The following is a 15,996-nucleotide window of genomic DNA, read 5'->3' as shown; positions in this document are numbered from 1 at the left end:
CGCCATGGAAAAACCCTGACTGTCTCAGGGGCTGAAGTTATTCGGCGAAGCGGATACGTTCCCGATCACGTAAGGAACGCTTCTTTCGACGGTCCGCTTTCTGACTCAGGACATAACTGGCACGATTGGCCACCCGGTAGATCAGGCTGGACAGACTTTCGTCCTTGTCCTGAATCACGATGGGCGGCATCCGCGTCAGATGAAGGACACAGCGGCATTGCTTGTCGACGCCTCCCCGCGGCCCGTTCGTATCTTCCAGATACAGACTGACCCGACGGAGCCGGTGTTGAAACCGTTCCAGCGATGAAAGCAGAATTTCGCGATAGGCATCTCTGCGATGTCCGGCGAGATCCACACCACTGCATCGAAGCGTCATTTGCATGTTCTTCTCCAGGTAAAAGGAGTCACGAAAGGAAACTCACGCTCTTCATTGACTATACGCCGCAGCCGCCCTTAGGATAATTTAAATCCATAAGCACAACGCTTTAGTTTTAATTAGGTGTTGCGAACCCCATGGACTGGCTCAATTATCATCATCTCCTGAACTTCTGGCTGGTCGCCCGTGAAGGGAGCGTGCAGAAAGCGAGCGAGGCGCTGTACGTGACACCGGCCAGTGTCAGCCAACAGGTCCGGGAGCTGGAGCGGGAGCTCGGCGTCAAACTTCTGAAGAAGCGCGGCCGCGGCCTGGTCCTGACCGAAATGGGCGAGCAGGTTGCCGAGTACGCCTCCGAGATTTTCGCAACCGGCCGCGAGCTGCTGGAGGTTGTGAAGGGACGCCCGACGGGAAGGCCACTGGAGTTTCGCGTCGGGATTCGAGATGTGATGCCGAAATTGCTGGCCTATCAACTGCTGCAACCTGCGCTCGATCTGAAACCACCGGTGAAACTTGTTTGTCACGAAGGAGACACGCCAGCGCTGGTCGCCGATCTTTCCGTTTATCGCCTCGACGTCGTTCTCTCCGACACGGCGCTCGATCCTTACTACCGGGTGCGGGCCTATTCACATCTGCTGGCCGAATCGGAGGTCCTCATCGTGGCGGCGGCGAAGCTGGCTCGTAAGTACCGTCGCACTTTTCCCGAATCGCTCGATCGGGCCCCCTTCCTGCTGCCCACCGAAGACAGTTCGCTCCGGCGTTCGCTCGACCTCTGGTTCCATGAACGTGGGCTGACGCCGTTCATTCAGGGAGAGTTCGCCGACAGTGCGATGCTCAAAATCGCAGGCAACCGGGGCACGGGACTGCTCGCCATACCGGCCATCATTGAAGAGGAAGTCAAATCAATGTACGGGCTCCACCGTGTTGGACTGGTGGAAGGGATCACCGAGCGTTTCTACGCGATCTCAATCGAACGCAAACTGAAACACCCAGGCGTCGCTGCGATTCAGGAAGGTGCGGCGAGTACGACAGCCACGACCTGAGCGCGGACGTTCCGGAACTCTCAGCCGAACAGATCCGCGATCGCATTGCCCTGATCCGTGATCGGGACCGGCCGGTCGCCGTCGTAGAGATACTTGTGATAGTCGACGCCGACAGCCGCGAAAATGGTCGCGAAGAAATCCGGGAGGGGAACGGGATTGGAGACGATCGTCTTCGACAGTTCATCGGTCTCGCCGTAAGCGCCGCGGTGAGCCAGACCACCGCCGGCCAGCACGCACGTGAAAGCCGTTCCCTGATGGCCCCGACCGCCGCCACTGTCAAACTCGGGCGGTCGTCCGAACTCTGAAGTCACAACGATCAAGGTCTTGTCGAGCAGCTTCTTTTCCTCAAGATCGCTGATCAACGTCGCCATCGCCGTATCCAGCTCCTGGATCAGTTTGTGCTGATCGAGAATGCCGTCGTTGTGCACATCCCACCCTGCTCCGTTCAGGAAATTCAGATTGTGGGAGACCTCGATGAAACGAACGCCCCGTTCGACCAGGCGGCGGCTCAAAAGACATCGCTGGCCAAACTCGCCGCCGTAGCGGTTCCGCAATTCGGAAGGCTCCCGGTCCAGTTCGAACACCTGATTGAACTCCGGTCCGCTGAGCTTGAGGCTCTGTTCGATGGCGGCATCGTAATCGAGTAGACGCTTGTCGCTCGTCGGGTCGGCATTCTGCTTAAGCACCTTCAGAAGCGATTCCCGGCGGCTTTGCCGTTCCATGGTGATTCCACCTGGACGAGACAGCCCCGCTGGCCCCTGACTGGTATCGGTCAGATACAGATAACTGTGCTGGGCCCCCAGGAATCCCGGGCCGCGCGTCACGTTGGGATAGCCAATCAACACATACGGAGGAGCACCGTCGTTCGCCGAGCCTCTCTCATGAGTGATGATCGAACCGAGCGACGGATACGTGACGGTCCCGCTGACCGGCCGGCCAGTATGCATGCGATTTGTCGCAGCCGCATGTTCGTCGATCGCTTCGTGGTTAACCGTACGAACAGCCGTCACCCGGTCCATCAGCGGAGCCAGCGTCTTGAGATGCTCGCAGAGCTGGACGCCCGGCACCGCAGTGTCGATCGATTCGTAATAGGACCCCGGCGTCCTCTTCTTCGGATCTCCTTTTCGTTTCGGATCGAACGTATCGATCTGCCCCATTCCGCCGCCGAGCCAGATCGAGATGACATGTTCCGCCTTCCCCTTGATCAGCGGAGTCGCAGAATCGGCCGCTCCGATTTTCGGCAGCAGCAGCCCCCCCGCGACAGCCGCGCCTGTGGCCAGGCAGTCCCTGCGATTCAGAACCATCGACTCGTCCATCGAGTAGCGGACAGAACTCTGTGAGGAATGCGACATGAATGTTTCTCGAACGGTGATACGAATTGAAGATGCAGCGCCTGCCCGGTCAGGGAACCCAGACGAACTCCCGGTGATTCATCAGACTCCAGACGGCGTCTTCGTACACAACCCGCCATTCCGGTTGCAGACGAGGATCGGCGGGCGGTCCCTGTTGAACACGCCGTTCATGTTCCTGTTGAATCGAGTTGGCATCGGGTCGCAGGTGATTGAACCACGTGACCTGCCGCAGACGTGGTGGGTCTGCAGGCCAATGCACGTCAGCCTCAGGAACTCGACGTTGATCGAAACCGTCGGCCAACGCGGCAGAAAAAGCGTCCTTCTCATCGGCTGTGGGATAACGGGTGAGAATCCGCAGGAACAGCGTGTCGACTAACTGGCCCGGCGACTCGGCGTCGAGTGCGAGTTCAGCCAGTTCGGAGCGGCAGGCGGCCCGGGTCAACGAAACACTCAGAGCACTGTTCGCCAACACGCCGGGCTGCAGCACGTTGGGATCGAGTTCCCGTTCATGGATCGGCTTCTGGCGGGATCCCTGCCAGCCGAATGCTTCAAGCACATCTGTGACCGCCCGCGCTTTGGGCAGATTCAGACTCGGTCGATCGCGTTCGTTCTTCAGGTCGGCCAGCATCCACGCCCGGGTCGGCTTTCCGAGCGTGACATGACCACTCCGGCCATCGTGCACGAATGTCAGCACTTCGACATCGAATGGGCGACCTGTCGCAGCGTGCAGGGAATCGACAACCTGTTCCGCGGTCATCCGCCGTCGATCCGGAGCGGCAAAGAAACGAACGTCGGCTTCGGCAGCGTGATTACGCCCCACCGCTTCTCGCTGGTAAACCTCTGAAGTGACGATCAGCCGGATCAATGAGCGGACATCATCGCCGCTTTCCAAAAACTGATGAGCCAGCCAGGTCAGCAATTCGGGATGGCTGGGAGTGCGCCCCTCCCAGTCGTAAGCCGGTTCCACAAACCCGGTGCCGATCAACCGTTTCCAGAGATGATTGACGATAACCTGACGATACCGTTCATTCTGCGGAGCCGTAATGATAGCCGCAAGCCGTTCGCGGGAATCCGATGGCTGCTCGATCAGCGGATCGAGGGAGGCGTCGTCTCTGACGCCGGTCACGTCCGCGAATGGCCACTCGGCAGCAATCACTTCGTCCGGTTGCAGGGTCACCTGAATGAGTGAGGCTCGCGTCTGCTTCTCAAAAAACGCGGCCGGGACCCGGCTCGTCGCCGGAACGGTCAGAGCTTTTCGGTTCAGCATGGCTGCGAGTGCATAGAGATCTCGCTGCGTCGTTGTGTGATAGGGCGAGTCGTGACAGCGGGCACATTGCATTTCAATGCCTAAAAAGGCCGATGCGATGATGTGGGCCTTGGCCGCGAAGGGCGAGTCGTTCTCTCCAGCGATGGCAAAGCCAGCGCTGCCGCCCTCCGAAGAGTTCCCCCGCATCTGCAACAGTTCCGTCAGCATTCGATCGAGCGGCTTATTGTCGCGGAGAGAGTCGTGCAGGAAGAAGCGAAACGGGCCCGTGCTGTTCAGAGACGCGTTCAAGAGCGAAGGATTCTCGGCGAGCTGATCCTGCCAGAAACTCATCCAGTGGTCCGCACACCGCTCATCGGCCAGCAATCGGTCGATTAAACGGGTCCGCTTGTCATCCCGCGTGTCCGAGAGGAAGCTCTCAGCTTCCTCCTGCGTCGGGAGCATGCCGATGATGTCGAGATAGATTCTTCGAAGGAATTTCTCATCGTTGACCACGGCAGCCGGTGTAATGGCGGCTTCGTCCAACGGCGGCGCGGGCCACGCGGCTCCATCGCGGATCCATTGTTCGAGAATCAGAATCTGTTCTTCTGGAAGCCCTTCCTCCGTCGGCGGCATATCCCCGGCTCGGACGCGAGCAATCAGCTCACTTTCTTCCGGATTTCCGGCAACGACTGCCGGAGTTTCGGAATCGCCAGCCGAGAGAATGGAGTCGCGCGAGTTGACCTTGAGTCCCCCATTGTCTTTCTCGCCATGACAGCGAAAACATTGCTCACGAAGAATCGGGAGCACTTTGCCGTGAAAATACTCGGTCTGCTCGGGATCCGATGTCGCTGCCTCTATGCGCGCCCGCTCCATCCTGGCGAGCAGAAATGCATCGATGGGATGCCTTTCAGGACTACTTTCCGGACGTGGCACAGGCGGAGCCGGATTTGTCTTCCCCCACGCCGCGGCCCGTTCGTGTCGCTTTTTCCAGAACGGTTCCCGCGAGGCGGCCGCCGTCCGTCGTGTGAGGTCGTCGTAGTCAGCCAGAGAATCTTCAATTCTTCGGAGAGCTGGCTTCACGGCGGCGTCTGTCAGAGGCAACATGTCGTTCACATCGGCCTTTGCCGGCTGGAGCACCACTAGACTCGGATCTTCTCCAATCTGGATCGCGACACAGCATTCGCCGGTCTCGGTCCGCAAACTCTTTCCCCCTGTCACCATTTCGAGCACGACCCGGCAGCGACGTGGCTTTCCATCTTCAGTCGGAGCCACCTGCACCATGCCGAACACTTCCTGCTGGCGGTAGCCCCGAATGCGATGTCCCGGCAACGGCGGATCCACGAGCGGCGTCATCCGTTCTTCGCCGTTTGGAGGACGGTTATCAATCGTCTCCGTCTTCACGATCAGTTGACCATCGACCCACAACCGACTCAGAGCCCGCGTCCACAGCATCATCCGATGCTCGCCGGGCGGGAGTTCCACATCGCCAGCCATACGTACGAGCACGGGGGCTTTCCAGTTTGTGCGAATCCCCCAGGCATCGTACCGAAGCGGAATCCGAGGCAGTAAGAAATCATTCCCCATCCACCGGGCGGTCTCAGCGGGCCAGGTCTCGCCGGTGTAGAGCCAGCGCTCGTGTGTCGGCAGTCCCTCGCTCAACTGGAGTAGAACGTTGCCAGACGGGATCTCGCCGAGTTCAGGCATGACCTCGGGCTGCAGTTCAACAACACGCGTCTCTCCCACTCGGTTGAAGCGAGCGGCGAGAGTCTTTTCATCCAGGATCTCGCGATGAATGGCAATCTCGTCGAGACCGCCCGAGAACCCGTTGCCGATCCTCACTTCATCGTTATCAACAACTGGAGGGGCCTTCGTCGGTCCGCCCATGTCCCATGTGCCATCGGTGGGCTTGCCGTTCACCCAGCCGCGAATCGAATCGGGGTCTCCAAACCGATAGGCCACGGCGATGTGATGCCAACCGGTCGCGACAGGAAATCCTTTCTTCGATGTCCAGCGATGCCAGTGTTTCCCATCGGAGGAGAGTTTTGTCGCGAACAGAAAATTGACGCGAGCCTCACCTTTCTCGCCCGTGATGCGGAATGCCCAGTTCTGGTTATCCCTAGCGAATTTCGGATTGCCAGTCCGTCCCTTACCAATCACATAGCCATGCTGACCATCTCGCAGTTCGCTCGGGTTGACCCAGGCTTCGAACGTAACGCTGTCTCCGTTGTCGAAGTCCAGCGGACTTCCCGGACCGGGATCAGCCACAGCCAGGTAAGCGCCAGAATCGACCTGAACCGCGGTGTTGCCGGCGGGCATTTCCGGGAACTCAGGCGGACGCGGCCCGGCTTGATCGCGGCTGACATTGCCCTTCGCCGTCCACGGCATCGCCCCTTCTTCAGAGCTGAATTCCCAGTGAATCGAAGTCGGGGTGTCGGAATTCTGAGCGACTGTCGAAGCGGTCCCCACGAGAAAGAGCGTTAGAATCAGTGCGGTCAGCCGCTTCACGATGCGATTTCCTTGTAGGCGTGTCCTTCGTTCTGATCGATCCGCTCCGGGCGTCCCTTGTGAAGGTACACCAGCTTACGGTGGTCGATTCCCATGAGATGCAGCACGGTCGAGTGGATATCGTGGACGTGAAGTCGATCTTCCACGGCATGCAGACCGACTTCATCGGTCGTGCCGTAAGCCTGGCCGGAACGAACCCCGCCGCCTGCCATCCACATTGTGAATCCGGTCGGGTTATGATCGCGGCCATCGCCCTTCTCGCTTTGCGGCGTGCGCCCAAACTCGCCTCCCCAGACAACCAGAGTCTGATCGAGCAGTCCGCGCTGACGCAGATCTTTGATCAGGCCAGCCACTGGTTTGTCCATGCCGCCACACATCCGGGTATGGTTGTCTTCAATCTTGCTGTGGGCATCCCACTTACTGCCCGCACCGTGGTAGCACTGAACGAACCGGACTCCACGTTCCACAAGCCGGCGGGCCAGCAGGCAGTGGCGGCCATAGGCTTCGGTCTTTGGATCATCAAGACCGTAAAGGTTCTGCGTTTCCGCTGTTTCCCGGCTCAGATCGACGGCTTCCGGCGCGTGCGACTGCATCTGAAAAGCCAGTTCATAACTGCGGATACGGGCTTCCAGATCGGAATTGTCCTGACGTTCCGCGGCATGCCGCTGGTTGAGCTGAGCAAGAAAGTCGAGTTCCGTCCGCTGTTGAACTTCCTGAATTTCAGAGGGGGGACTGAGGTTCGCGAACGGCTCCCCCTGTTTCTCCAGTTTCGTTCCCTGATAAACCGCGGGCATGAAACCGGCGCCCCAGTTCCGGGCTCCGTTGATCACGTTGCCGGTCCCTTCCTGCATCACCACATAAGCCGGCAGATTCTCGTTCTCGGTGCCGAGTCCGTAAGTGACCCAGCTGCCCAGAGAAGGCCGCCCGGCGAACTGACTGCCGGTATTCATCTGGCAGATGCCCCCGGAGTGGTTGATGCCGTTCGTCCAGCAGGATCGAATTACGGCCAGTTCATCAGCCACTTCAGCCGTATGCGGCAACCAGTCCGATACCCACAGACCACTCTCGCCGTGCTGCTTCCACTTCCGCTTAGAGGGAAGAATCGGCGAATCGAACTCTCCCATGGCGGTAATAACGCGGCCGAAGCTTTCCGGAATTGGTTTGCCAGCGAGCTTGTCGAGAGCCGGCTTGGGATCGAAGGTGTCCAGATGGCTCGGCCCGCCGTCCATGAACAGGAAGATGACACTCTTCGCGCGAGCCGCGTGATGCGTCAGCTTCGAAGTCAAAGGTGAGGGCGCAGCGCTGGCCGCGTCAGTGGAACCAGTCTGACCGAGCAGACTGGCCAGGGCGAGAGCGCCGAAGCCTCCCCCGCTCTTGACCAGCATCTCGCGACGCGACAGATTCGAATGGACGTTTGTCTGATGAGAATTAGTCGACATAGATCATCTCGCTGGAATTCAAGAGTGCATGGAGTACGGCGATGTCAGCGCGTTGAGCCGGAGAGGCCAGCGGTCCACTCGGAAGCTGAACCACGGCGTCGCGTCGTGCTGGCGAGGCGTCTCGGCCGATCTGTTTGCGATCGGCGAACTGAATATCGAAGAGCAGGTCTGAGGTGGCTGTTCCGTCGAGTTGATCGTCGGCCAGTGCGGCGTCATGCATCCGAACCTGATGGATCAGCCCGTCCCACAGCTGACGTTTCGCTCGCCCGCCAAACTCAATCGGACGCTGCGTTTGAGCATCCTGTTTTGCCTGGTGCGGAACATGAGCGATCTGCGGCTCCGCATCAGCCTGCGACAGGTCCTTCATCACAAACGTAATCCCCTGCTCGGAGGTATCATCGAGATCGACGCTGACCGCCACATAATAGGGGCGATTCAACTCGAGATGCAGATTGGAAGGGATCACTTCGTATTCGGGCGAGCCGGTACCGCGATCGCCGACAAGCTGCAGAATTAGATTGCGAGGCTTGTAACCGCTCTTGGTCGATGTAACGCCCAGGGCCCAGCCCGCTTCTTTCTGACTTCCCGTCCAGCTGGTCGCGATCGTCCGCACGGAAGCATCGGGATAAAGTGACCGCAGCAGAACGACGGCTTCAACCGTGAAGTCCCCCTGAGGCAACGCTTCGAACGCCGGCACCTCCGCCGTCGTTGGCTTCTCGGGGTTCATGTCGATCCCGAGGAGTCCTTCTTTCAACGGCTCCAGACAATCCGGAGCTTCCACATCGGGAGTTACCGACCGGTACGACGAATGGAACTCAGCCGCCATGGCGAGCTCTTCATCGGTCGGATCGCGGAAGTACAAACGCTGGTAAACCGTTCGCAGCATGTCATCGAGCTCAACGCCTCGCATGCGGGTCGAGAGTGACGTCGCCCGTTCGTAGAGCCAGGAACTGTTCATCAACATGAGGGCTTGCGGAGAGGTCGTCGTCTGGTGCCGCTTACACTCACTCTCCACGCGATCTGGGAAGTCGAACGAAGCGAGCAGCGGATCGAGGCGGTTCCGTTTCACAGTTTTGTAAATAGCCCGATCTTTCTCGCCGAGTTCTTCGCAGGCCGTGAGAATCACATCGTGAATCTCTTCGCCGGAAAGACGCCGCGGATTCATCCGCCACAGCAGCAGATTCGCAGGATCCGTCTTGCGGAGATAATCGTCCATCTGTCGTTGCGAAGACTGACGGTACGCCGCCGACGTGAGGATCAGGCGGTGCAGCTTTTTCAGACTCCAGCCTTCCGCCATGAATCGAGTCGCCAGCCAGTCGAGAAGTTCTGGATGAGAAGGAGGAGTACCGAGCCGACCGAAGTCACTGGACGTTTCCACCAGTCCCCGCCCGAAGTGCTGAAGCCAGACGCGATTCACTATGACACGAGCCGTGAGCGGGTTCTGAGGATCGACCAGCCATTTCGCCAGCGCCGTCCGCCGACCAGTTGACTGCAGTGCCCTGGGGGGCGCGATCACTTCGACGGGCTCTTCATGCAGAATCGTCGGGAAGCCGGGAGCAATGTCTTTGGGTTCGGCCACGTCCGGAATGTAGGTGGGCGGGGAAACCGGACCGACATCGCTGGCAACGAACTTGAGGGTCGGCAGCGGCTCAGGCTTGAGCGAGTCGAACTCGGCCAGCTCGGCCAGCAATTTCTTCCGCTCGGCTTTCTGCTCGTCGGTCAGCCATTCATCCAGCTTTTCCGGGTGCAGATCGAACTGACGCGAAGCCAGCGAAGCAATCTGCTGCTCATACGGCCCACGCTTGTCCTCGCGGGTGCCAATCATTTCCTGGATCTCTTTGACGAACTTGTCGACCCCTTCGCGGGTGGCGTGCTTCATCAGCACCGGCATTTCGATTTCATGCAGCCGGGCCCGGATTTCGTCGGTGGCCGCTTCCCACTTCTTCTGCTGTTCAAGATGCTTTGCCCGCGTTTCGGCATCGGCAATCGGCAGATCCTCACGCGGCTGGATCGGCGTGAAGAAGGCCTGCATGCGGAAGTAATCCTTCTGCAGCAGCGGATCGAATTTGTGATCATGACAGCGGGCACACTTCAGTCCCTGCGCGATGAACACATCCGATGTCGTCTCGGTGATGTCGCTCAGAATTTCTTCCCACTGACCTTCGACATCCCGCTGATTCCACTCGTAAATCCAATGACGGAGGTACATCGTGGCGATGAGAGCGTCGCGGTTTCCCGGATCGATCTCATCTCCGGCAATCTGTTCGGTCACAAAGCGATTATACGGCTTGTCTTCATTGAAGGACCGGATGACATAGTCGCGGTACTGATAGGCATCGGGACGGGAATGATCGGCGTTGTATCCATCGGAATCGGCGTAGCGGACCAGATCGAGCCAGTACCGGGCCTGGTTCTCTCCGTAAGCGGAATCATTCAACAGCCGATCGACCAGCGTCTCATATTCAATTCCCTGTTCGATTTCGGCGGATAACTCCGGCGAGGGCGGGAGACCGGTCAACGCGAAGTGAACGCGACGGGCCAGCTGTGTGGGATCGGCCTCTTCCGAAGGAGCGATTCCGGCGTCGTTCAGTTTAGCCAGGATAAAATGATCGATCTCGTTGCGGCACCAGCCACGATCTTCGACCTGGGGAACCGGGGGATTGCTGATCGGTTGATAGCACCACCATTCACGATCTTCGCTCGAAATTTTCGGCGTTGGTTTCAGCACCAGATCCTGCGGCCAGTAAGCTCCGGCCCGAATCCAGGCTTCAATACCGTCCGTCACTGAGCTCTCGAGCTCGCCCGCGGGAGGCATCTCGAACGATTCGTAACGCATCGCTTCCAGCAGCAGACTCTCTTCCGGCTTGCCGGGAACGATGGCCGCCCCGGAATCGCCTCCCTGAAGAAGATCCTGCAGCGTTGTCAGCCGCAATCCGCTTTCCTGTTTGGACTCGCCATGACACTGAATACAGTGAGCGACCAGCGTCGGGCGGACATGGATCTCGAACAGATCTTCCGGGCGGGCGGAGGGCTCGCTGGCGTCGACTGTCTCAATCGAAAACAGTACCACTGCAAGTGCAGTGAGAACGAACCTGTTGAAGGGCCGATATTCTCTGAGCATGATGGGAAAGTGCCTTTGAGTGATCGGGAGCGATCGGTGTGATTACCGGGAAGGTCGAAAGTCGTTTCCGCCCTCGTGCGGGGCGAATGATAACCGTGTCAGTGATCGTCGAGTGGAGGCAGGCCTCCAATGAAGACCGGATCAATCGTGTGCTTATCGTCGAGCGCATCCTGAAAGAACAGGCCGTTCACCCGTTCCCCCGGAGCATATCCGAGATCAGAAAGATCGATCCCGACCGCCAGCGCCCGGAACTTGAGGGCCTGCAGTACGGGAGAACATTCAATCGTCTCCAGCTCTTCGAGATTCGACGGCGGCTCGCTGAACATGTGCACGTAAAAATCGGCCAGCTCCAGCGCATGCGGTGATTCCATCGTCAGATCGAAGCTCTCGATCGTGTGCGATTTCAACCCCTGTCTGAACTCGAGTGGACTCACGTGAAAGCGGTCCCCGGTTGTCGGATTGACCGGGCCCTGCAGTTCAAAAAAGACCACATCGGGACCGGGGCCGTTAATCACAGGCTGGTCAAAGCGAATCGCCATGCCCGGCGTTCCTGCTTCACCCGAGAGAATCGGACTGCTCTGAAGCGGATCCACACTTCCACCCGGGTTGATCGCCCCGGTGATCAAACTGCGATCGCTCGCCGAATCGCGTCGGAACCGCGGAAGCTGCTCCTCTCCGGCAAAATTCCCCATGCCGGACGGCGCTTTGAACCAGGTTAACTTAGCGGGCACTAATTCGCCGACCGGAAGTTCGATCTGTCGGCCCCCCCGCTGCACGGTGACACTGACCAGGTCGCGCGCCCCCTGCCCTTCCTTTTCCGTAGCCGTATAGGACACAACTCGATCCGGAAGAGCATATTGATAGCTGGCCGAATTGAAGGGAATCACCTCGCCGGGCGCTTCCGCCGCGTAACTGTATCGATGAGCTTCATTGCGGAGCAGCCGGGCCTGAAAGTTCTTCTCACTGGGGCGGGTCGCTTCGCCCGTTCGACGATAAACGTCCGCGGCCCCTTCAATGACCTGGACTTCGGTCGCATTCGTCTCCGAAACGCTCACCGAGAATCGTGTTCCTCGATCCACAACGCACGTCGCCGGCGTTTCGACGTGGAAACCTTCTGCCCCTTCGGGAGCGTGCACACTGCAGTTGCCGACATGCAGAGCGAGATGCTCGTCGGATTTCACCCGGAAGACCGCAGGGGCTTCGATGATCGCGGTTGCCCCCTTGGGAAAGGCGAGTTCCACCATGCCCGCCTGCAACACATAGTCGCGATCGAGGATCGGTGCCGATCGAATGGAAGGCGTCAGCTCGCCGAAGAACCGGGCCTGAGCCAGATTCGCAAAATGAACCTGCGACGTCGATACGCGAACATGCGGGGGGACGTCATCCCGGAAGCCAGGCGTCCAGTTCAGGAGAACGCCCATCAGCAACAGAGCAGCGATGGCCGATCCTGACCAGAATGCCGCCCGATAAGAACGGGTCCGGGATGATTCGCGGCGTTCCCCTTCAGGCCGCGATACCGGAGTAAGACCCGCCGGTTCCTCCAGAGCATCGTCATTGCTCAACGAAACGACCATCTCCGGCAGTTCGTCGTGAATCTCAATATAATCGAGATACCTCTGCCGCGCAGCCGGCTCGTGACGAAGTCGCTCGTCAAGCCGTTCGAATTGCTCATCGGACAAATTGTCTTCGAGCAGACCGGCCAGCAGCTCGGAAAGTTCGCGGTCGTATCCACTCGTGTGGAGTTCACTCATTGCTGCCCCTCCACGGCGAGTTTCTGACGGACGCAGTTCGCCAGAAGATTGCGGATCCGCGCCAGCGAACGATAAAGCCTGGCGACAGGCTCGTTGATTCGAGCAGCCAGATTGTCGATCGTGTCCGTGCTTCCATATCTCAGTTCAATCAGTCGCCGGTCCTGTTCTTCGAGTTGCCGCATACAATCGGCCAGGGCCTGACGGCGGCGATCGGCCGACTGCTGATGCTGCTGATACTCTTCAGCAATCGCTTCCAGCACTTCGTCACTGAAGTGACGCTTCCGGGTTCGATGTCGCTTACGGTGCTGCAGAACTTCGAACATTGCGAATCGACAGGCCCAGTTAAAAAAGGGCTGGTCGCGGTCGTACTGATCGAATTTCCGCATCAGGGCGACCGCGGTGTCCTGCAGAATGTCATCCACATCGGAGGCAACGGGAACCATCGCCAAAACGTATCGCCGCAGCCGTCCTTCATGACGGGCATACAGCCTGACGAATTCCTCGTTTTCCCGCGTAAATTCCATGCTGTCGATCTCGATGCGGATTTGCTTTCAAGGCCCGGTGCAACAACAGTCGTTTATATAAGGAGTCATCTCTCCATGACGCAATTCTCGCCGAAAAATCGCCGGACTTTCAAAAAAAGCCCCGTTTTCTCCGTCACGACCACCGCCGCTAGATCCGTAACAGTATCACGCATCGAGACTTATACCAAAACCACCGCCTATCTTCCGTATTTTGTACATCACGGGGTTGAGGGCATCATTCCCGACTGATAAGCTCATGTTGATAAGAAGTGCGCCCTCCAAAGTTTCATCCCACCTGAAACAGCAGTCGTGATTTCAAAACGCCCTCCACTTCACCCTGGCCTGGTATTGCTCATCATCGTCTTGAGCGGCGCTCCCCTTCCGGCTGATGATCTATCGCCCGAAGACGTGACGTTCTTCGAGAACCGGATTCGGCCTGCTCTCGTTAAGCATTGTTACTCCTGCCATTCAGCCGATGCTGAAGATCTCGGCGGAGGACTCCGACTCGATACACATGCCGGGGTCCGCACGGGGGGAGTCTCAGGACCAGCTCTTATTCCTGGTGATCCCGACAAGAGCCTCATTGTCCGGGCTCTCCGGTACGATGGCACCGAAATGCCGCCGGAGGAGCCGCTGCCCGAGCCGGTCATCAAGGATTTCGCGGAGTGGATTCGTCGAAATGCTCCGGACCCGCGCGTTGAATCGCCCGAACAGGCCACAGCTCCGCCGATCGAGTCCGATCTCTGGTCGCTGCAACCTGTCGTTGAACCTCCGGTTCCCGACGTTGCAGCCGCCGACTGGCCGCGAAACGAGATCGATCAGTTCATTCTGGCTCGGATCGAGCAGGAAGGACTCGCCCCGACTCAGGACGCGGAACCACGCGTTCTGGCTCGCCGGCTTTACTTCGATCTCGTCGGTCTGCCTCCGACCATGGAGCAGATTGACGGCTTCGTCACCCAATTCTCCGAACACGGGCCATCGGCCGTGGCCGATCTCGTCGATGAGCTTCTGGCAAGTCCGCAATACGGAGAACGCTGGGGACGACACTGGCTGGACGTCGCCCGCTACGGCGAGTCGAACGGAAACGACGGTCTTGGCCGCAATCCGACGTTTCCACACGCCTGGCGATATCGCGACTATGTGATTGAATCGTTCAACAACGACGTCCCTTACAACCAGTTCGTGAAAGAGCAACTGGCTGGCGATTTACTGCCGGCCGAGTCGCCGGACGAACGGGACCGCTATCTCATCGCGACCGGCCTGCTGGCGATGTCGGCCAAACCGGCCAAGGCGATGAACAACAATTTCGCGATGGATGTCGTCGCCGATCAGATCGATGTCGTCGGTCGGGGACTGATGGGGATCAGCATCGCCTGTGCCCGCTGTCACGACCACAAATTCGATCCCATCCCGACTCGCGATTACTACGCGATGGCGGGCCTCTTCACCAGCAGCGAAACGATGTGGGGAGTCGCGGGGCACGAGAAGCTCACTGCTCCCCCCACCGATCTGCACGTGCTCAAAGCCGCTCCGAACGCCCTGCCCCCGGAGGACTTCGTCGAGACGGTTGTTCTCCTCGAATCGAACACAGGCAAGCCGAAGGAGATTCCAAAATCCAAGTGGGAGCCCGGTACGCCACTGGCGATGGGGCTCAAGGATCAGAAGGAGCCCGCGGACTGCAAGATCAACATCAACGGGGAGTCCAATAAACTCGGCGAAGCGGTTCCCCGAGGCTTTCTCTCGGTCTGCGACTTCGGAGAGCCCGAAGAATTCACTATCGCCCCAGACACCAGCGGCCGACTGCAACTGGCCGAGTGGGTTACAGATCCTCGGAACCCGCTCACGGCTCGGGTGATCGTCAATCGGGTCTGGCAGCATCTGTTTGGCGAAGGAATCGTTCGCACGCCCGATGATTTCGGCACCTATGGAGAACGGCCCACTCACCCCGAGTTGCTCGACCATCTGGCCATTCACCTGATGAAAAACGGCTGGTCGATGAAGTCCCTCATTCGACAGATTGTTCTCACCCGCACCTATCAGCTGAGCAGTCTGGCGGAATCGCAGTTCATCAAGGCCGATGAGGAAAACAAACTTCTTGCGCGACACAACCGGCGTCGTCTCAATGCGGAGGCGTTGCGGGACAGCATGCTGCTGGCCAGCGGACAGATTGATCTTACGCCCCCGGAAGGCTCCCTGATCCGGCATCGCGACATCCTCGTGAATCTGGCAGGGAATCTCCACGAGCCGAGTGACCATCGCAGCATTTACCTGTGCTATCTCCGTAATTCGCCGCCCCCGGAACTTGCAGCCTTCAATCTGCCGGAGTTTATCGCCGTCACCGGCAAACGGGATCGCAGCACGGTGCCGGGGCAGTCGCTGTTCCTGTTCAACAGTCCCTTCGTCATCGAACAGTCCGAGCATCTGGCCGCGACTGTCCTGAAGGACAACTCCCAGTCCGATGCTCGCGTTCGGCAGATCTTCCGTCGCATCCTGAGCCGCGAACCCACGTCGAAGGAACATTCCCAGGCGCTGGAGCTGGTACGCTTCTCGGAGTCCGAAGAAAACAACGAGAGCAAGGCCTGGGCGACGCTCTGTCAGGCTCTGCTCATGACGAACGAGTTCCGCTACGTCGACTGACCCCC

9 protein-coding genes are annotated in these 15,996 nt (G+C 58.9%); 2 read left to right on the top strand and 7 right to left on the bottom strand.

The annotated features are described in order from the left end of the window. Positions 1-37 precede the first annotated feature (37 nt). On the bottom strand, positions 38-382 hold the full coding sequence (locus tag L1A08_RS20930; protein WP_238758504.1) for a hypothetical protein: 345 nt from the start codon (positions 380-382) through the stop codon (positions 38-40). Between the two features lie 131 nt (positions 383-513). On the opposite strand from L1A08_RS20930, the gene L1A08_RS20925 reads away from it, so the two are divergent. After that, positions 514-1,416, top strand: coding sequence for a LysR family transcriptional regulator (locus tag L1A08_RS20925; protein WP_238758503.1), 903 nt, complete (start codon positions 514-516; stop codon positions 1,414-1,416). A gap of 20 nt (positions 1,417-1,436) precedes the next feature. Here the strand turns inward: L1A08_RS20925 and L1A08_RS20920 are convergent, their stop codons facing one another. The 6 genes from L1A08_RS20920 to L1A08_RS23075 form a co-directional block, all read right to left on the bottom strand. Continuing rightward, positions 1,437-2,720 (bottom strand): DUF1501 domain-containing protein, encoded by a 1,284-nt coding sequence (locus tag L1A08_RS20920; RefSeq protein ID WP_390896946.1) that lies wholly within the window; start codon positions 2,718-2,720, stop codon positions 1,437-1,439. Between the two features lie 97 nt (positions 2,721-2,817). Further along, positions 2,818-6,519, bottom strand: a complete 3,702-nt coding sequence (locus L1A08_RS20915) for a DUF1553 domain-containing protein (protein WP_238758501.1) — start codon at positions 6,517-6,519, stop codon at positions 2,818-2,820. Beyond that, the gene (locus L1A08_RS20910) at positions 6,516-7,958 is read right to left on the bottom strand and encodes a DUF1501 domain-containing protein (RefSeq protein ID WP_238758500.1); all 1,443 of its coding nucleotides are present in this window, start codon (positions 7,956-7,958) and stop codon (positions 6,516-6,518) included. Before L1A08_RS20910 ends, L1A08_RS20915 begins: the two co-directional genes overlap by 4 nt. Beyond that, on the bottom strand, positions 7,948-11,028 hold the full coding sequence (locus tag L1A08_RS20905; protein WP_238758499.1) for a PSD1 and planctomycete cytochrome C domain-containing protein: 3,081 nt from the start codon (positions 11,026-11,028) through the stop codon (positions 7,948-7,950). The genes L1A08_RS20910 and L1A08_RS20905 overlap by 11 nt, the downstream gene beginning before the upstream one ends. A gap of 149 nt (positions 11,029-11,177) precedes the next feature. Next, positions 11,178-12,830, bottom strand: coding sequence for a FecR domain-containing protein (locus tag L1A08_RS20900; protein ID WP_238758497.1), 1,653 nt, complete (start codon positions 12,828-12,830; stop codon positions 11,178-11,180). Beyond that, positions 12,827-13,273 (bottom strand): sigma-70 family RNA polymerase sigma factor, encoded by a 447-nt coding sequence (locus L1A08_RS23075; RefSeq protein ID WP_390896945.1) that lies wholly within the window; start codon positions 13,271-13,273, stop codon positions 12,827-12,829. The genes L1A08_RS20900 and L1A08_RS23075 overlap by 4 nt, the downstream gene beginning before the upstream one ends. 390 nt (positions 13,274-13,663) lie before the next feature. Here L1A08_RS23075 and L1A08_RS20890 point away from each other — a divergent pair, with 390 nt between their 5' ends. Beyond that, positions 13,664-15,991, top strand: coding sequence for a PSD1 and planctomycete cytochrome C domain-containing protein (locus L1A08_RS20890; RefSeq protein WP_238758494.1), 2,328 nt, complete (start codon positions 13,664-13,666; stop codon positions 15,989-15,991). Positions 15,992-15,996 lie beyond the last annotated feature (5 nt).

Origin of the sequence: Rubinisphaera margarita, assembly GCF_022267515.1 — a bacterium.
GTDB lineage: Bacteria > Planctomycetota > Planctomycetia > Planctomycetales > Planctomycetaceae > Rubinisphaera > Rubinisphaera margarita.
Note: the sequence above shows the minus strand (reverse complement) of the source record. Positions and strands in the feature narration are given on the sequence as shown.